15 protein-coding genes are annotated in these 19,815 nt (G+C 45.3%); 11 read left to right on the top strand and 4 right to left on the bottom strand.

All coding sequences use genetic code 11. The annotated features are described in order from the left end of the window. Positions 1-11: 11 nt before the first annotated feature. The 4 genes from NBH16_RS13385 (at position 12) to NBH16_RS13370 (ending at position 7,364) form a co-directional block, all read left to right on the top strand. Positions 12-1,814, top strand: coding sequence for a T9SS type A sorting domain-containing protein (locus NBH16_RS13385; RefSeq protein WP_250788719.1), 1,803 nt, complete (start codon positions 12-14; stop codon positions 1,812-1,814). A gap of 49 nt (positions 1,815-1,863) precedes the next feature. After that, complete coding sequence (locus NBH16_RS13380) at positions 1,864-2,082, top strand: hypothetical protein (protein ID WP_005863339.1); 219 nt, start codon at positions 1,864-1,866, stop codon at positions 2,080-2,082. A gap of 436 nt (positions 2,083-2,518) precedes the next feature. Beyond that, positions 2,519-5,707, top strand: a complete 3,189-nt coding sequence (locus NBH16_RS13375; protein WP_048927039.1) for a SusC/RagA family TonB-linked outer membrane protein — start codon at positions 2,519-2,521, stop codon at positions 5,705-5,707. Positions 5,708-5,732: 25 nt separating this feature from the next. After that, positions 5,733-7,364, top strand: coding sequence for a RagB/SusD family nutrient uptake outer membrane protein (locus NBH16_RS13370; RefSeq protein WP_048927038.1), 1,632 nt, complete (start codon positions 5,733-5,735; stop codon positions 7,362-7,364). An 88-nt stretch (positions 7,365-7,452) separates the two neighbouring features. On the opposite strand, the gene uvrA is transcribed toward NBH16_RS13370, so the two are convergent. Then, positions 7,453-10,236 carry an excinuclease ABC subunit UvrA gene (uvrA, locus tag NBH16_RS13365; RefSeq protein WP_005863345.1) on the bottom strand — a complete coding sequence of 928 codons (2,784 nt, stop codon included), beginning with the start codon at positions 10,234-10,236 and terminating at the stop codon, positions 7,453-7,455. 206 nt (positions 10,237-10,442) lie between these two features. On the opposite strand from uvrA, the gene NBH16_RS13360 reads away from it, so the two are divergent. The 6 genes from NBH16_RS13360 to NBH16_RS13335 all read left to right on the top strand — a co-directional run bounded on the left by NBH16_RS13360 (position 10,443) and on the right by NBH16_RS13335 (position 16,942). Next, positions 10,443-11,972, top strand: a complete 1,530-nt coding sequence (locus tag NBH16_RS13360) for a glycoside hydrolase family 10-like protein (protein ID WP_008772985.1) — start codon at positions 10,443-10,445, stop codon at positions 11,970-11,972. A gap of 11 nt (positions 11,973-11,983) precedes the next feature. Further along, positions 11,984-12,838 carry a helix-turn-helix transcriptional regulator gene (locus tag NBH16_RS13355; RefSeq protein ID WP_250788718.1) on the top strand — a complete coding sequence of 285 codons (855 nt, stop codon included), beginning with the start codon at positions 11,984-11,986 and terminating at the stop codon, positions 12,836-12,838. Positions 12,839-12,970: 132 nt separating this feature from the next. Then, positions 12,971-13,546: a DUF5119 domain-containing protein gene (locus NBH16_RS13350; protein ID WP_250788717.1), complete on the top strand. Its 576-nt coding sequence runs from the start codon at positions 12,971-12,973 to the stop codon at positions 13,544-13,546. Further along, a complete protein-coding gene (locus NBH16_RS13345; protein ID WP_057319152.1) occupies positions 13,543-14,574 on the top strand; it encodes a DUF5119 domain-containing protein in 1,032 nt (343 codons plus the stop codon). The genes NBH16_RS13350 and NBH16_RS13345 overlap by 4 nt, the downstream gene beginning before the upstream one ends. A 53-nt stretch (positions 14,575-14,627) precedes the next feature. Further along, positions 14,628-15,584 (top strand): fimbrillin family protein, encoded by a 957-nt coding sequence (locus tag NBH16_RS13340; RefSeq protein ID WP_057319154.1) that lies wholly within the window; start codon positions 14,628-14,630, stop codon positions 15,582-15,584. A gap of 947 nt (positions 15,585-16,531) precedes the next feature. Then, the gene (locus NBH16_RS13335) at positions 16,532-16,942 is read left to right on the top strand and encodes a hypothetical protein (RefSeq protein WP_044545777.1); all 411 of its coding nucleotides are present in this window, start codon (positions 16,532-16,534) and stop codon (positions 16,940-16,942) included. Between the two features lie 94 nt (positions 16,943-17,036). Here NBH16_RS13335 and NBH16_RS13330 read toward each other — a convergent pair whose 3' ends face one another. Further along, a complete protein-coding gene (locus NBH16_RS13330; RefSeq protein ID WP_011967249.1) occupies positions 17,037-17,765 on the bottom strand; it encodes a nitroreductase family protein in 729 nt (242 codons plus the stop codon). A gap of 55 nt (positions 17,766-17,820) precedes the next feature. Further along, positions 17,821-18,510: a type 1 glutamine amidotransferase domain-containing protein gene (locus NBH16_RS13325; protein WP_250788716.1), complete on the bottom strand. Its 690-nt coding sequence runs from the start codon at positions 18,508-18,510 to the stop codon at positions 17,821-17,823. A 225-nt stretch (positions 18,511-18,735) separates the two neighbouring features. Here NBH16_RS13325 and NBH16_RS13320 point away from each other — a divergent pair, with 225 nt between their 5' ends. After that, complete coding sequence (locus NBH16_RS13320; RefSeq protein WP_227154242.1) at positions 18,736-19,017, top strand: hypothetical protein; 282 nt, start codon at positions 18,736-18,738, stop codon at positions 19,015-19,017. 286 nt (positions 19,018-19,303) lie between these two features. Here NBH16_RS13320 and NBH16_RS13315 read toward each other — a convergent pair whose 3' ends face one another. Further along, the gene (locus NBH16_RS13315) at positions 19,304-19,810 is read right to left on the bottom strand and encodes a DUF3868 domain-containing protein (protein WP_250788714.1); all 507 of its coding nucleotides are present in this window, start codon (positions 19,808-19,810) and stop codon (positions 19,304-19,306) included. Positions 19,811-19,815 lie beyond the last annotated feature (5 nt).

Below are 19,815 nucleotides of genomic sequence, written 5' to 3'. Positions count from 1 at the left end.
TCAACTTAGCTATGAAAAAGAGAATTTGGCATCTATCCAGACGCGTTGTCGTTTGTACGGTATTCCTATTCGTACAACAATTTATCCAGTCACAAGTTTCAAATCCGTCTACATGGGAAAGCTTTGTGCAAAGTAACGCAAATATATCTATTCGAGATACGTTTCGGATGCAGACATTTGAGGGACTTGCTTCTGATAATTGGGATTATGCCATTACAGGTGAAGCCCTTATTGAAGATATCTCCGGCGTGAAAGATATTCCTAACAGCCACGGAAACTACGGGTTACGAATGCCAATGAATACGCAAGCGGCTTTCGAGCATTTCACGTTAACAGATCATCAAGATATAAAAATCAGTATACGGAAAGGGGGCATCCATTTAATGCTCGGAGAAAAGATGCAAGTTAAGACTTACCGCCCTAACAAACCAGAATATGTGTCGATCATAACTTTAAATAAAGACGATGCTACTGCTTCATTCGAAAAGACGGATATAGGCAGCAATCCCCCGGGATTGGATATTATCGTCCCCGCACCGGCCGCCAATACCAAAAACGGCTATTATTATGTAGACAGTGTTTATGCTCATGGAATCATTCCTACCTATTCCCTATTTACCGGAAACAGCGATTGGAACCATGAGGATCGCTGGAGCCACCTACCCGCCTACCGTCACCGCAACGCCTTGATTAACGGCAATATCTCCATAAATACAAATATCAGCTGTAAAGATATCTTTATTGGCAATGGAAATATCCATATTTTACCAACCGGAAATCTATCCGCAAATAACCTTACCATCTATCCTAATGATGGTATCTTGGCGTCTTCCTCCACCTTGCGATCGTTTGGAACTATTAACATCTCCGGCAAAATAACAATCGAGAAGACCTTCGCTCAAAAAGGCAAATGGTATTTTATCTCCTTCCCCTTCGATGTATTCGCTTCCGGCATAGACCCGGATTTCCAACTGGGTGATGACAAAAGCGATACAAACGGTAATTACTTTTACGTACAAACCTATAACGGAGAAAAGCGAGCTAATTCACAAAGCCCTTCCAACAACTGGGAAGTCATACCACGAACAATAATCAATACATCCCAGCCCATCTTCAAGAAGAACAAGGGATACCTGATCGCTATTGACGCTTCCGCCGATCGTCAGAACCTTCGTTTCTCCTCGAAAGCAAAAGATATCCCTATAGATTTCGGAAAAAACGGTCAAGCCTCTATTCCGGTAAGCATTAACAACCAAAGCCAGAACCAGAATCACAACGGCTGGTATCTATGCGGTAATCCTCTGCCGGCTCCTTTAGCTCTTAGTCAAATAGAATCAAACTCGGCCTTAGACGGATACATTTATATATATGACGGCTCCACCTACCAACCCTACGTGATCGGTAGCGATTTCGCCATCCCTCCATTCTCCGCTTTCTTTGTCAAAGCGCATAAAAGTACCAGCCTATCTGTATATAATACATCCGAACCAGCCAATTATAAATTATTATCAACGAACGCACCCATATCTTTCCCGACATCGGAACCTCAAGCCCGACAAGATTCCCCTGTTTCCAATCAAGCCTTTTCATTTCCGGAATTAAGCTATCAGCTAGAGAACAAGACTTTATTCATTACTAATCTTCCATCCCCCGGTAAAGTCGAACTGTTTACTCCGGCAGGCATATTAGTATTCACGCAAGCGGTACAGGCAGGGAACCCTATCCTCCCGATTCCCCTCCCACAAGGTTTATATATCTTAATTATTCAAACAGAACATTATCGGGCACAGTACAAATGCGTTTTAACCTCCTAAAGCCCGAAACAATCTTATATCTTTGCCCTGTTTTTAGAATAAAACGAATATGAAGAAGATCAATATCACAACAATTGCCTTACTTGTTTACTTAATCGTAATGAGTATCATCGGCTGGCCGGGAAACAATCCCGGAAACAATTATACCGAATATTTCTTGATGATCGGCGCTACGCTCGTCATCATCATCCTTCTACGCTATCTGCAAGTCAAACGTCTGAGAATGCGAGATAAGTGGAATAAAGACGATGATCCTGCCAAGCAATAAAAACACAGCCTGTTTTTCTTCACAGAAGAACAGGCTGAATGAACTTTATTTTATTACACTAGTATTAATATTACTGCTTTTTCGCCTTCACAGGCTACTTGAATGTCTCATAAAGACTACGCACAGTATAAATTATTCGATTATAAATAAGTACAATCTTAACAGGACACACACACCACTTGTTTCGCTTACTTTCTTAAAATGAGTTACTTTCATAATTCTTACATTTTATTCACTAGTACTAAAACGTCATTAACCAATACGCAAAAGACAGCCAATATCATTTTTGTAATCGTAGCCTAATCGTCATATCCCTGAAAGGCAATACAATCGTGAACATATTTTTAATAACATAGACATATCATCGTAATATAATCACACGTCCTTTGCGTTCTGAAAAAATAGATTAATTCTAATATATTTTAAGGACAAAAGGATGGACAACAGAAATTACTTTACGATGGCGATTCCCGCTCTTTTGCTAGGCGTAGCATACTTACAGCCAATCAATGCGGCATCGGCGGAGGATCTGCCAAACGTTACTGGACGAATGACGATCACTCAACAGACATTCACGGTAAGTGGCGTAGTCACCGATACGAACGGAGAACCAATTATCGGGGCTAACGTGATTGAGAAAGGGACTACAAATGGAGCCGTAACCGATTTTGACGGCAAATTTTCTCTCTCGCTGCAAAACAAGCAAAGCATATTGGTCGTTACTTATATCGGTTATAACACCAAGGAGATTCCAGCCGGGAATGGTTCTCCCCTCACGATCCAATTGCAGGATGACACCCAGAACCTAGACGAGGTTATCGTGGTAGGTTATAGTGTACAGAAGAAAAAAGACCTTACCGGTGCTGTTTCCGTACTGGAGGTAGGCGATCTGAAAGATACCCCGGTATCCAGTGTAGATCAAATGATGCAAGGTAAATTGTCCGGCGTAAACGTAATCCCGGATAATATGCCCGGCGGAGGCGTAGCGGTACGTGTACGCGGTTTCAGCACGATCCGTAACAATGATCCGCTTTATATCATCGATGGCGTACCAGTAGAGGGCGGCATCAATTTTCTCAACCCGAATGATATCGAAAGTATGCAGGTATTGAAAGATGCTTCTTCCGCTTCCATCTATGGCGCACGTGCGGCAAACGGCGTGGTTATCATCAGTACAAAAAAAGGGAAGGAAGGTACTTTCCGGGTAAACCTAGACGCTTACGTGGGAGTACAAACCTCGGCAAAACAGATGCGTATGCTAAACGCCCAAGAATATGGTGACTTATTATGGCAGGCACAGCGTAACGACGGGAAATCACCAGTAAGCGACGTGTATGGCTCCGGCGAGACCGCCGTAATTCCGGAATTCCTTGACGCAGATCACCGCCTTCCCTCGGGAGACGTGGATTGGGTTGACGAGATCATGCAAAAAGCCATGGTCCAGTCCTATAACCTCTCTCTGGCGAAAGCAGATAAAGTTAGCAGCCACTTGTTCTCCCTAGGCTATTTCAACCAAGACGGTCTTATGAAATATACTGGTTTCGAACGTATATCCGGACGTTTCAACAATGAGTTCAAGCTCTTCAACGATCGTTTGAAAATCGGTGAGAACGCCACATTATCACATGCGTGGGGAACCTCGGTCACCAATAACGCCGCACTGGGAGGTATGTTATACAACGCCTATAAGACCGTATCCATTACCCCTGTTTACGATCTGGACGGGAATTTCGGCAGCAACCCGATCGCCGACATCTCCAACCCGTTAGGCGAATTATACCGTAATAAGGATAATAAAGATCGTACCACCCGTCTATTCGGTAATCTATTCGCCGAACTGAATATCCTAGAGGGACTTTATTTCAAGACCAACTTCGGAGCGGATTACAAAAACCTGTATAAACGAAGCTTCAAGGCCAAATACAACGAATTGAACACCCAGCAACCCTTGAGTACGTTGAGCACGCAAAACCGTTGGAACTTCAATTGGGTATTCACGAACACGTTAAACTATTTACGGACATTCGATAAACATACGATCGGAGCCTTATTAGGTATCGAGACAAACCGTTATCAAGAGGAATACTTCTCCGCCTCCCGTGAAGGCTTTGCCTCGGATGACGATAACTTCCATTTCCTCGATGCGGGCGATAGTGGCTCCCAGAAGAACGCAGGTTCTGCCTTTACTTCCAAGATGATGTCTTATTTCGGTAAAATTGATTATAATTTTGACAACCGCTACTTATTCGCAGCCACGTTCCGACGTGACGGATCTTCTAAACTTGGTAACAATAAATGGGGTAATTTCCCGGCTGTCTCCGCAGGCTGGCGTATCAGTAGCGAACCGTTTTATGATATTCCGGCTATCAGCAACATGAAAGTCCGCATAGGTTGGGGACAAAACGGCAACTCTGATATCCCGGCTTATTCTACGATCGATTCTTACATGAGTAATCCGAACCACTCCAACTATCCGATCGACGGTAGCCAAAGTTCCGTGACAACCGGATACACCCAAACCCGTTACGGTAACGCAAACCTGAAATGGGAGACCACCACGCAAACTAATGTCGGGCTGGATCTAGGCTTCCTAGATAACAGCCTAACCGTTGTGCTGGATTGGTTTAACAAAGATACCAAGGACTTATTATGGGAGCGTCCCTTGATCGGTACCGTGGGGGGTACGAACCAAACGGTATGGGACAATGTCGGGAAAATGCGTAACCGGGGTTTCGAAGCTGAGGTCAGCTACAATAAGAGCATCAATAAAGATTTCGGGTTCAATGTCGCCTTCAATATGTCCGCTATCAAAAACAAGATGACTGAATTAGACGGTGATGTCTCCTATATCGGACTGCCTACCAGCGTGATTCACTCCCTCAACTTCGATCAAGAGGTTTCTCGTTCCGCCATCGGACAACCAATCGGCTCTTTCTACGCTTATAAAGAAGACGGTTTATTCCAGAGCGAGGCGGAGATCAAATCATATACCAATAATAAAGGCGAACTGCTCCAACCTAACGCAAAACCGGGTGATATCAAGTTCGTAGACGTAAACGGAGATGGCGTAATAGACGGTAACGACCGTGACTATATCGGTAACCCGCTCCCCGATGTCACGGCAGGCCTTACATTAGGAGTCAACTTCCATAATTTTGACCTCAGTCTATTCTTTCAGGGAATGTTCGGAAACGATGTATACGACTTGACCCGTTATGTGGGTGATTTCTACAATCAATCGCAATACAACAAAAACAGCCGTGTCGTTAACGCATGGACACCGACCAACACGAATACGGATATACCCCGTGTCACCATGGACGATCCGAACAATAACATCCGGCCCTCGTCCTACTATGTGCAAGACGCTTCTTTCGTTCGCTTAAAGAACATGAAAATCGGTTATTCCGTACCTCAGTCCATCCTATCCAAGATTAAGTTCAATAGCTTGTATATCTATGCGCAAGCAACCAACTTATTCACGATCACCGGATACGACGGTATCGATCCGGAAGTGGGATTGCAAAGTTACTCCAGTGACTACCGTAACCTAGATATGGGTGTGGACCGCGGCATCTATCCGTTATCCCGCACCTTCACCTTTGGAGTAAACGTAAGTTTTTAATCATCAAACAACAACAAACAAGAATATGAAGAAAATGATTATAGCGGCCTGTGCCGTATTCGCATTGACATCATGCAGCGATTTTCTGGAAGAGACACCTGTAGGCGAACTGACTCCCGAACAAGCACAAGATCCCAATAACATCGAGGGATTGATTATCTCCGCCTATTCCATCCTAGACGGGCAGATGGACGATGCCAGCTCCGGCTTGAATTCAGGATGCTCCAACTGGCAATTTGGCGATGTGATCTCAGACGATACCTACAAAGGCGGAGGTGGTACGGGAGACCAGAACCCGGTTCACTTGATGGAAATCTTCCATATCGACCCGACTATCCAAGATTACAATCGGAAATGGCTAGCCTTATACGAGGGCGTGAACCGCTGTAACCAAGCGATCCGTATCCTCAAAGGCAGCGATTATGATAAAAAGGAGACCCGTATCGCCGAGATGCGTTTCCTGCGTGCCCATTTCTATTTCAACTTAAAGATCATCTATAACCAGATCCCATATTTCGACGAGAGTGTCAGCGATCCTTCCGCGTTCGCCTCTATCTCGAATAAGGAGTATACATCCGATCAATTATGGGAGAAGATACTGAATGATTTTAAGGCCGCCTACGAAGGTCTCCCGGATTCCCAGCCGGATGTGGCACGTCCATGCAAGATGACGGCCCGGGCTTATATGGCTAAAGTTTACTTGTTCCAAGGCAAATGGCAGGAATGCGCTACAGCGACGGATGAGGTGATCAATTCCGGCAAATACCAGCTACTCCCCGACTTCCGGAATATCTTCTTGCCGGAAAATGACAACTGCCCTGAAATTTTATTTTCAGTCCAAGCCTCTATCAACGATGGCTCCCCGAACAACTACAACGGAAATCCGGGCGACCGTTTGTTACCTCCGGGAGGCCCTTATCCCAACTATGGTTTCCTTCGTCCTTCCCAAAACCTAGTAAACGCTTATAAGACCGACTCCAACGGCTTGCCTTTGGAAGACGGCATAGACGTTTCGGAAAATGATTATGTAGACACCCGCCTAGACCACACGGTAGCCCGCCCCGGAATCATGTTCCTAGATGTCCAACTCTATGACTGGACTCCTCGTGAGGCTACGGTTTACGGTCCGTATAGCCCGAAAAAACGTATTGTCTCCAAGAACTCAAGTTACTATTTGGCTATCTGGCCATACGTAAACGCATTGAATGTTTATATTATTCGATATGCGGACGTGTTATTGTGGCGTGCCGAAGCTGCTATCGAACTAGGCGATTTGGCTACCGGATTGAAATACATCAACCAAGTTCGCGAGCGTGCCATGAACAGCCAGACCGTAAAAACCGCTGACGGGACAGCGGATGCCGCCAAATACCGGATCGGATTATATCCGTCATTTTCCGACAAAGAGGAGGCGATCCGAGCCTTACGTACCGAACGACGTCTGGAATTCGCCTTAGAAGGTGAACGTTTCTTTGATCTAGTCCGTTGGGGAATCGCCTCAGACGTGATGAACACTTATTTCGAGCATGAGAAGACATTCCGCTCTCATCTCCAAAATGCCCGTTTCATCAAAGGGACCCACGAATACGGCCCGATACCGCAAGCGGTTATAGACCTTGCGAAAAATGGAATCATCGAGCAAAACCCAGGATATTAATGGGAATGCTCCCATTCTTCTTAAAAGAAATAGCTCCTATCCGAATATTCGGGCAGGAGCTATTTACATTTGTCTTTATATCGTCTCTTTATAACTTATCCCTTAAAAACCTACCGGTATAGGATGCCTCGCAAGCCGCTATCTCCTCCGGTGTGCCGGCACAAACCAGCTGTCCGCCGGCCTTTCCGCCTTCCGGTCCTAAATCGATCACATAATCCGCACATTTGATCACATCCATATTATGCTCGATAATTACCACGGAGTGACCTTTCTCGATCAAGGCATTGAAAGCTTTCAACAAAGTCTTGATATCATGAAAATGTAAACCGGTCGTAGGCTCGTCGAAAACGAACAAGGTAGGTTGCTGCTTCTCTTGGCCTAAGTAATAAGCCAGTTTCACACGTTGGTTCTCACCACCGGATAAAGTGGAGGAAGTCTGTCCCAGCTTGATATAGCCCAAGCCCACGTCTTGCAGCGGTTTCAAGCGTTTCACGATCTTCTTCTCTTGGGAGCCGGAACCTTTCTCGAAGAACTCGATCGCTTGATTCACGGTCATTTCCAACACATCGTATATGTTAGCGCCTTGATACTCTACATCCAATACATCCTGCTTGAAGCGTTTGCCGTGGCAAGCCTCGCATTCCAAGGTGATATCCGCCATAAACTGCATCTCTACCGTGATCTTGCCCTCGCCCTTACATTCCTCGCAGCGACCTCCTTCTTTATTAAAGGAAAAATAAGCGGCGTTATATCCCATCTGCTTCGCTAGGGGCTGCTCGCCGAATAGTTTACGGATCTCATCGTAAGCACCGATATACGTCACGGGGTTCGAGCGAGAACTCTTTCCGATCGAGTTCTGGTCTACGAACTCAATCGCCTGAATCATATTCAAATCTCCACTGATACCGGAGCAATCTACGGTCAGGCGAGCGGCATCATCCAAATGGCGTTTCACGCCCTCGTAGAAAATATCACGAACCAAGGAACTTTTACCCGAACCGCTCACGCCGGTAACCACCGTCATCACGTTCAAAGGAAACTTCACGTCCACGCCCTTTAAGTTATTCTTCCGAGCCCCTGTCACTTCTATATAATTATTCCACGGACGGCGATAAGGCGGGATCTCGATCTGATCCTCTCCCGTCAAATAACGTACCGTGTGGCTATCGGTACATTTCCGGAGGTTATTCACATCGCCTTGATAAACGACCTCGCCCCCCAAACGCCCTGCTTTCGGACCGATATCGATGATATAATCCGCCGCACGGATAATCTCCTCATCATGCTCCACCACGACCACGGTATTCCCCAAGGCTTGCAACTGTCGCAATACCTTGATCAACAAATCCGTATCCCGGGAATGCAGACCGATACTCGGCTCATCCAAAATATACAACGAACCCACCAAGCTACTACCCAACGAGGTAGCCAGATTGATACGTTGGCTCTCTCCTCCGGATAAAGAGGCCGAGAGGCGATCTAAAGCCAGATAACCCAACCCCACATCCAACAGGAATTGCAAGCGATTATTGATTTCCGTGAGCAAACGTTTAGCGATCGCCGCATCCGTCTCGTCCAGTTCCAGTTGATCAAAGAAAGCCTTTGCCTCCGAAACCGGCATCGTCACCAGCTCGGCGATATTCTTACCGCCCACTTGCACATACAGCGCTTCCGGTCTCAAGCGGCTCCCCTTACAAACCGGGCAAGTCGTCTTTCCCCGATAGCGGGCTTGCATCACCCGGTATTGTATCTTATAAAGATTCTCTTCCACGAACTTAAAGAAATCGTCGATACCGTGTAAGCCTCTCGCCCCATGCCACAACAGATCCTTCTCTTTCTGTGTCAGGTCGTAATACGGACGGTGGATCGGGAAGTTATATTTCTCGCTCTTCACGATAAAGTCTTTCAGCCATTCCCCCATCACCTCACCTTTCCAGCAAACCACGGCTCCTTGGTAGACAGACAAGCTTTTATCAGGCACCACCAGATTCTCATCGATACCCAGCACCTTACCGAACCCCTCACAAGTCGGACAAGCGCCCAACGGATTATTAAAGCTAAACATCATATCGGTAGGCTCCTCGAATATCATGCCATCCGCCTCGAACTTCTTCGAGAATTCCTTCACGACTACCCCTTCCTCCGTATAAATACGGATCAAACAGGTACCATGGCCCTCAAAGAAAGCGGTCTCGGCCGAATCCGCCAAACGGCTTTTCAAGGTCTTATCGTCCGATACCGTCAGGCGGTCCACCAACAACTCGATCGGGTAAGACAGTAACTCCTCGCTGGCCAGTACCTCCGAGATACGATATACCGTATCATTCACCGACAGACGGGCATATCCTTCTTTCCGCAAGATCTCCAGCTGTTCCTTCATATCCCGGCCTTCCGGCAAGACAACCGGGGCGAATACGGCAAAACGAGTCCCCTCGGGGTATCGCATGACCTCCTTGACAATATCGCTCACCTGATGTTTTTTCACCTCGGTGCCGGAAACCGGCGATATCGTCTTCCCGACGCGAGCATATAACAAGCGTAAATACTCATAAATCTCGGTAGATGTACCGACCGTGGAACGCGGATTACGGGTATTCACCTTCTGCTCGATAGCGATAGCCGGCGGTATTCCCTTAATATAGTCGCATTCCGGCTTACTCATCCTCCCCAAGAACTGGCGGGCGTAAGCGGATAAACTCTCTACATACCGACGCTGTCCCTCCGCATAAAGGGTATCGAACGCCAACGATGATTTTCCACTCCCCGACAGCCCGGTTATCACCACCAGCTTGTCCCTCGGAATCTCTACATCTATATTTTTCAAGTTGTTGACACGTGCCCCCTTGATGAAAATCGAATTGCTCTCAGACATATTACCTTTATCTTTTTCTTTAACGCAAAGATAGCCAAAACTAACCGATTCTGCCTTATCTTCATCGAACTAATTCACACAGTTAGACAGGGTGTGCCTCGTCTCTACTGCCAAGTAAATAAAATAACAAGGGTGAAATATTTCATATTTACAGGGAATCTTCTACATTTGTTGAAAATTTCATAGACAAACACAGCAAGGCACCCATGTATATTAAATATTTTCGCTTCTTAGTAGCGATTCTCTTTTGTGCGATAACCTCATGTTCTACGGTTCGCGAGAAGCCTCGTCCGGCTACGAGTACGGGCAAGGAGGCCAAGCGAGAGTTTAGGGGAGCATGGATACAGACCGCTTTTCAAGGCGAATACAAGGATATGACTCCCGCCCGGATGAAAAAAGACTTCATCCGTAAGCTTAATTACCTGCAAGCATGCGGCATCAACGCCATCATCTTTCAGGTGCGCCCCGAGGCGGACGCTTTCTATAAATCCGATATCGAGCCGTGGAGTCGCTTCTTCACCGGAGAGCAGGGCGTAGCCCCGGCAGGTGAGTTCGACCCGATGGCCTTCCTAATCCAAGAATGCCATAAACGGAACATGGAGTTTCACGCTTGGTTGAATCCTTACCGGGCGAGCACGGCGGGAAACACCCGTTTCGCCGATTCCCACATCTATCATAAACATCCCGAATGGTTTGTCACTTATAATAAACAAATCCTTTTCGACCCGGGATTGCCGGAAAGCCGTCAGTTTATCTGCCGGGTAGTGCGTGATATCGTCGGCCGTTACGACGTGGACGCGATCCATATGGATGATTACTTCTATCCCTATCCCGTAGCGGGTATGCCTTTCCCGGATGATAACAGCTTCCGGAAATACGGCTTGCGAAAAGGATACAGCGAGGCGCAAAGGAACGATTGGCGCCGGGAGAACGTGAATACCCTGATCCGGGAATTGAAACGTACCATCTTGCTCACCAAGCCTTGGGTACGCTTCGGTATCAGTCCCTTCGGCATCTACCGCAACAAGAAAAGCACCGCGGACGGATCGGGTAGCAATACCAACGGCCTGCAAAACTACGACGACCTCTACGCCGATATCACCTATTGGGTACAGCAAGGTTGGATCGATTATAACATCCCCCAGATCTATTGGGAGATCGGACACCCGGCGGCGGATTACATCACGCTTATCAAATGGTGGGACAAAAACGCCAACGGAGGTCATTTATATATCGGGCAAGACGTGGCCCGCACCATGAAAGCGGATCAACTGACCCGCAAGATGCGCTACGAGCGTGCCTTGCCTCACGTGAGCGGCAATTGTTTCTGGCCCGCCAATGAGATTCTATGGAACAACAAGGGCGTAGCCGACAGCCTGAAACGGAACTACCACCGTTACCCGGCCCTTATCCCGGCCTATACCCATATGCATAACCGTCCGCCAAAAGACGTAAGCAAGCTAAAGACCGAATGGACACCTAAAGGCTTCTTGTTACATTGGCAAGCGGAGCAAAGCCCCACGAATCCGGAGCTAGCCTCCTATTTCGTGGTCTATCGCTTTAACGACAAGGAGCCGATAGACACGAGCGATCCCTCGAAGATCGTGGCTATCACCCGGGAAACCGGCTACTTGATGCCTTACGAGAAAGGAAAGGTAAAATATCGCTATGTAGTGACCGCCGTAGATCGCTTTCACAACGAGAGCGAGGGCAAGACAAAGAAAGTAAAATTATAAAGACACCAATTATGTTAACCGACCATCGCTGCACCAAATATACCGATTGTTCCTCTTGTGGTTTCTACCAGAGGGATATATTCAAGTATCGTCTTTATCCGAAAGGGTATGTGATCCCTCAGACAAGATGCATGCAGAACATGGTATTCTTCCTGATCAAGGGAGAGATCTGGCTGAACAGCGAGGAGCACCCGGACACTACGTTCCGGGGCGGACAGTTCGTATTGCAACCGATCGGCTCGAAAGTGGAGTGCAAGGTACTCGACTACACCGAATGTATCATCTATCTCTTCGAGCGTCCGCAAAACATATGCGACAACCGTTTCAATAAAGGCATCTCCATCGTGGAGAACGAACGCCAGCAACCCATCGTCATGACGATGGTCCCGCCGATACAACTCTTCATCGAGGGCATGAAGCTCTACCTCAACGATGATTTAAGATGCTCCGGACTGATGCAAGCCAAACGCTCGGAGATGGTCTACTTGTTGAACTGCTACTACCCCATCAAGGAGCTAGCCGCCTTTTACGCCCCGATTTACCGGTATAGCCACAGTTTCCAGTATTTCGTGATGCAGAACTACCAAAAGGCGAAAGACGTGGAGACCTTCGCCCAATTGGGAGGCTACAGCGTACCCACCTTCCGCCGTATCTTCAAGGATACGTTCGGAGAGCCCGCTTATCAATGGATGCTGAAACGCAAATGCCAAGACATTCATAACGACCTTATCATGACAGAGCTTTCCATATCCGAGATTTGTTACAAGTATGGTTTCGAGTCGCTTTCCAACTTCTCGCACTTCTGCAGGGCGAATTTCGGCCAATCTCCCCGCTCTATCCGTTCTTTAAAGGATGAAAATACATAATATTCAATGATTTTTTTAAAATCTCTCAACTTTTGCAACTCTTTGGACAAAAATAACAATTCACCCCTTTAGCATTCCCTATACATTTGCGTTCAGAAGGTCAATCATAATTGATTTTCAAAGATAAATAAAATGTATAGGTACAATAAGACAAGTATTATCTTAAAGATCTCTATCGCGATTTTATTCATTATCGGCATGGTGCTGGAATGTAGTTGCGAGAGATCCGAGGAACCGGAGAAAAGAGGCACGGGCTACATCACTTGCACCCTTCGTTGGGATAGCGTGGTAGCAGGTTCCCCGGTACCGGAGAAACTTCGCTATTGTATCTACCCGTCGGAGGGCGGGCCGATGATACAGACGGATGGGAACGCCAATGGCATCACCCTGTTCTTACCACCGGATAAATATAATGTATTGGTTTTCAATTACGACGCGAAAAACATAGGTTTTCGTAATATGTCGAAGTTCGAGGAAGCGGAAGCATATATCTCCTCTCTAGAGGATCTGGAGGCATGTCAAGACGAGGTGATCCCGTTATATGTCGCCACGATCCGTTCGGTAGAGGTTGAGGGGGACACGGAGAAGCATAAGGAATTGACCTTGTCGCCGTTTTTCCTATCGAAGGATAGTTCCTTGAATCTAAGCAATGAAAGGAAAGGGATCGCGAACAATATCGACGGGCTAAAGAAAACGAGTATCCGATGAGAGAGAGCCGGTTATTTATCATCTTGATCTCGCTTGTCATGGGATTGGCGGGATGCTCGAAAGAGACTATGATCGGCGAGTATGTAGACCGTTGCGCGGTGCGCCTCGACATAGATTGGGGTCCTTGCGGTATCGACCCGGATGGTATGACCGCGCTCTTTTACCCGGTCGATGGAGGGGAGCCAAGCCGTTTCCTTACCAACACGGTCACGGGCGACGAGGTGCGATTGAGGAAAGGGATCTATAACGTAGTGGTATTTAACCAAGCGGCCGAAGAATACAGTTATCTCACGATCGAGGGTCAAGATCAATACAGCACCCTGCGGATCGTGATGAAGACGACGGATAGCGATTGGTACACGCCCACCGAGGGAGAGCGGCTGATCTACGATCCGGAACCTTTAGCGGTAGCTACATTGGAGGGTTTTGAGGTGACGCAAGAGATGGTACGGACGAACCTTAAGGAGGGAAAGGAGTTTTCCTTGGCTTGCCGGCCCGAGAAGGTAATCTTTACGGCTCATCTGTCTTTAGAGATAAAAGGATTGCATAATGTACGGACAGCGAGGGGATCGATTAAAGGGATGGCGGATACATATTGGATAGCGGATAGAAAGACCGGGAGTAGCGTAGCGACGCAACTCGTGGACTTCTCGGAAAAGACCTTTCACGAGAACTCAACGACCGACGGTATCTTATCCGGCTCTTACTTGACACTCGGCAGGCCGAACGTCACATCGAAGGCCACGGACGAGACCAGCAATTTGCTTACGCTCTCCATCTTATTGGTCGATAACAAAACGGTCATTACGAAGCAATATGATATAGCTCCACGTGCCGCGATCAATAATGAGACGAAAGAGGTGAAAGTGGTGCTGGGTACGAAAATTGATCCCGATAAGGAAGAAGTTCCCGAGGATATTCCTTTGGAGCTGCCAAACGTGGAGCCGGAAAAGAATGGCGGCGAAGGGGGATTCGACGCAACAGTAGACAATTGGGGAGATGAGACGAATATCGTAATCCCCGCATAACTATAGAATGATAAATAGTAACAACATAAAACAACATTAAAAGACTAAACATTATGAAGACAAATTTATTCATCGCAGCATTAAGCCTAGTAGTATTGGCGGGCTGCTCAAGCGAAGACGAGGTTGGCACATTAGTAGCTAAGAGTGATAATGCGATTAATTTCACTACTTATGTAGGGAAACAGACAAAAGCCGCAGTAGAAGAAAATACTTTAACTGCCAATACTAAATTCGGAGTTTTTGCCTATCACACTAAAGATGCAACATGGGAGAGTTCCAAAGCTACTGCCACGCCAAACTTTATGTTTAATCAAGAAGTAACCTTTGATGGAACAAATTACACCTATTCTCCTGTTAAATACTGGCCTAATGCTGAAAAAGTTTCATTCATTGGATATTACCCATTTCCTACAGAAACTAATGGAGTATCTGTAAGTTCTGACTTCACAAACCAATCAACAGGTTTACCTAAAATAGAGTTTACTATACCTTCTTCAGAGAATGGAGTTACAGATCTTTTAGTGTCAACCGTAGCTAATGATAAAAGTAAAGAGACAGTTTCTCTTACCTTTCAACACGTCCTATCTAAAGTCAAATTCTCAGCCCAAACAATTGCAGAGGGAAGTACTGTGACTATCAATACTATCACGTTAACCGGTATCAAGAACGGTGGAACATATGATTGTGCAGCAGGAACATGGACTTCTTCAACTACAGATTTAAATAATACTATTACTGCTGATCAAGCATATTTAATGGTACCTCAATCAATAGAAAATGCAAAGGTAGCTATTACATATACTGTTACAACTACAGATAGTAATCTTAATGAATCTGTCACATTTAATGGCGAAGCAAAAGACATAGCTCTTAAATATGGTTCCGTTACACAGTGGGACAAAAATAAAGTATATAATTACACTATAGATGTTAGCTTAAGCGATGTTCAACTAAGCGCAACTGTTAGTCCTTGGGATACTACAGAGGAAAAACCAGAAATTAATAAGTAATAAATAAATCAATGAGGCTGCATCAAATATAACTATCATATTGTATTATTTGATACAGCCTCATAATAGAAACAACTTAAGCAGTTTCTTTTACTCTTACAACAAGATAATCACAAAGACTTTTTATCAGCAAAACAAGTTCCATTCCATCTTTTTGCTCAATATAAGCCATATATCGTAACAATCCCTTCCCCCCACAATCACGAAACAACACCAAAGGCATCCCCATAAACCGCCTTTTACCTCTCAAAAGTACCCCTTTTCACACACAATAGGTCGCGTTAGGCAACACATATAGTCGCGTTAGGCATCGTAAGCGGCCAAGAATAGGGTTATAACCTATTAAGAACGGCGTCGTAACCCAATGATTTCCCTATCGTAACCCTATGGAATCGCCCAAACATCCGGCAAAACAGGAATTATGATGAATTAATTTCGCTAGAATAAAAGTCCATTTTTCGATAAGTAGCTATAAGGCAAACCTTTGCTGTTTTTTTCTTGCGTATTTGGAAGCGAGACGTACATCCGCCCGAAATAATCGACTCTCACGGACTTCCGTTTACATTTTGTCAAAATGTCAATCCGCGAGGAAACTTCTCCCCACATAGCATACGGATATCAATTATTCTTCCTATATTTGCGATAATCCCTCATATCTAAGCGTAGGTCACTGAAGGAGGACATAAGTTAACGAAGAGCGTTTAAAGATATTATCCCGCATTGAAATCTCGACAATTTCAACTCCCGGGGATAATAGACAAGAAACGCTCACGTCAGTGCTATATTTACCAGTAATTGCTCTGGACGATATAACAGCATGGCGTGGGCTATTGTTTATTATTCGGGAGTGGGCAGTCGAGAGCCTCAATGCGGTAATATCAATAGTTTCCACGCTTCTGTATTTTTAGCCCGGCAACCGATGGAGACAGGTTGCCCTTATCCATTAAATGAAGACGATCCTCCTGTTACCCGTCTTGTCGCTATGGCTCCTGCTTGCCACGCAAGCCCATGCCCAAGTCTATCACCTACATTTATCCGACAACACTTGCCGGATAACAGAATGCGTTGATACTCCACAAGGCATCAAGCCCTTGGGTCAGACATGGAAAGGAAACACCTTCCATGATCGTTTCACGCTAGATTTCGATCGCGCTATCTTCACGTGGGAAAAGGAAGGAAAAGAGACGTATGCCAACAAGATCATCAACCACACTGCCAAATACGCTCACCACTCATTCTCCACGGAGCAGATTACCGCCAACCTCACCATCAACAGCCATCGAGCCGTCCTTCAACTTATCCACTTTCAGAATGGCCAATGGATACAAGTCACTTATTTTTGCGAGATAGGGAATTAACGGCTCATGCGAACATCTACAACATCTACCACTTATACTTGATATTTGTACTTTTTATTTGTGAGTGAAAATTCCAGCCTTAAAAAAGGAGGCCTTAAAGTTTACGATAAACATCTTCAAAAGGTACTCTGCAACGTTCTCCCCAAATGCCTTTATTTCCATCCCGTATCCCACAAGGAATAGCCATGTTTATTTCAGCACCATGAGGTAGTTTCAATGTCCTTTTTAGCCGACGGCTGTCCAGCCCTTCTAAGGGGCACGTGTCATAGCCTTCGTTTGCCATCGCAATCATAAACGTTTGTGCGGCAAGCGCACAGGATTTATGGGCTGTCACACGTATGTCATTCTCGGAAACTTCAAGCATCATAGGACGGAAAATACTGATTATATTAGCCAACAATTTCCTGAGCAATCCGAGAATACCGAAGAACCGGGCATAAACAAAAGGCATCAATATACCGTAATATATTTCCCGATCCTTAATACGTTTGGCCTGACGTTCTTTAGGACTGTAACGACGAATGTTCTCCCGTTCAAAATTGAGTACGAATCGCGCATGTTTCTTGTACCAGTCACGCCGAACCACAAAAATGACAATTTGTGAAGCGGTAGAAGCCGCTTTCTGACCAAGGCAGTCCCTTGAAATTTTTGCCAATAATTCAGGTTCTGTAATATGGTAAAATTCCCATAATTGCATATCAGAACTGTTAGGAGCCAATGTAGCCAGTTCCAAACAATGTTTTACCTTTTCCGTATCTATTGGTTTTTCTTTATCATACACCCGTACAGAACGACGATGATGAAGGACTTCATCTAAATTCATAATGATACTGATTTGAATTAAACATTTATTCCCAGCTGATTACTTCAGCCATTTATTATCGTGCTTTATTTAATTGCCGCATAACGACCTTCGCCATTTCTTTAGAACTGAACGGGTCCTGCCCAGTAATCAGATTATTATCTACAACTACTTTTGAAGTCATAGGTATCAATGCTTTTTCATAATCCGCTCCTCTCTCTTTCAACAACGCTTCAAGATCAAAAGGCACGTCTTCTTTTCTTCTGGCAAGACTTTCCTCAAACCAACTGAATCCCGTCAGCTTTTTGCCTTTAATCATATATTCGCCATTGGATAGTTTGACATTCAACAACCCACTGACCCCGTGGCAGATGGCCGACACTATCCTCCCACTTTCATCCTGTTTCCTTACGATAGTCTTTAAAGCTTCATTATCAGGAAAGTCATACATCGCACCGTGTCCGCCGGCTAAATAGACACAATCAAACTGTTGTTCCAACAGGTTATCCAAACTGTTTGCATGATCCAACAGCTTTTTGAATTCTGGCTTTTCCCAATACTTTTCGGACATTTCATCTAAAAAAATTGGTTTTAAACTTTCGGGATCAATGGGAGTATAACCTCCTTTCGGATTGGCTACCGTTATGTCATAGCCGCTTTCTTTTGCACTATGATAGATATGAGTAAACTCACTAAGCCATAATCCGGTCGCGAGTTTCCCATTGGCAAAAGTCCCTGTGCTAGTAACTATTATTAAAATCTTCATGATAATCAAATTATTGATTCATATTCTTTAAAAGAAAACATACACATGGATAGATTGTTTTTCAGAATATGGAATCTTTAACATAATCCGAAAATATGAAAACCTGCAAATCCTTTCAAATGCTATCTCTATCCACCAGCATTCGATAAGGAGAAATTACCGATCCCTTTCCTATTACCTCCGGGAGGAAGCAATTTGATGAATATCGTTTCCATGATGCCCAAGTTGAAAGAAGAATTAAGAGCTATTTTCAACGACTATGGCTTGAAATATGTCTTCGATACCAATAGCCAGGAGATTAAAGTAATGAAAGAAAAGAAACCGGGAGAGATATTTTTAATTCCATTTCATTCCATAGCCGATACCCTGCAACGTATGATTTTCTACAAAGCGGCTATTGAAAGTAACAGTGAGTCCGCATTAGTTTTTGAAGAACCGGAAGCCCACTCATACCCTCCTTTCATATCAAAGGTAACGCAGGATATTATCCAATCGGACAGAAACTAGTTTTTTATAACGACACACAGTCCTTATGTAGTTAACGACTTTCTGGAATTACCGAGTGACGAACTTGCCATTTACCTAGTTGACTTCAGGAATGGGGAAACTTTCGTGAAAAGAGCCAGTGACACAGAAGTACAAGAAATGTACGAATATGGCATCGAGCTATTTTTCAACACCGAAACATAGCGAAAGATACAGAACACATTGCAGGCGCAAGCCCATACCCAAGTCTAACACCTACGCTTATTCGACAGTACTTGCAGGATAACGGAATGCGTTAAAAACTATTTTACGGAATGTCCAAATGTTCTGTCAATACGTTTACGAATGTTCGTAATGGCGCACCTTCATAATTATCCAACTCCCCAACCAAGATCAGAGCGGCGTTCTTCATCCATGGGTGGTATGGAATGGATAGTTCATAGGGGATTTCTCGGATCAGTTCCGGGGTGTTCTTGATTACCGTATAAGCGTCGCCATCGGCGGCTTTCTTGTCTTCGAAAACTAAGGTACGGTCGTACATTTTTTGCTTGTTTGCCCCGTTTAGTACTACCGGGGCCATGACTACGGAATCTCTGTCGCTACGCAACATCGGCATCAAGGACAGGGTTTGATATCGTCCCACGGAGAGTCCGCAGACACTGATCGTTAGGTCTAGACGCAAGGAGTTGCCCTCCCGCTCGATGCGGTTTTGCTTCAAGGAGACTTGCTCCCGGTAAGATTGTATAGGTACCTGCGCTCCTGCCGGAAAAACAAGGCCGATCACAAGCAAGCATATATAAATGAATGTCTTCATAGATT

Source organism: Parabacteroides sp. Y3-G-102, assembly GCF_023656845.1.
In the GTDB taxonomy this organism is placed as follows: domain Bacteria; phylum Bacteroidota; class Bacteroidia; order Bacteroidales; family Tannerellaceae; genus Parabacteroides; species Parabacteroides distasonis.
This window is presented reverse-complemented; position numbering and strand designations above follow the sequence as displayed.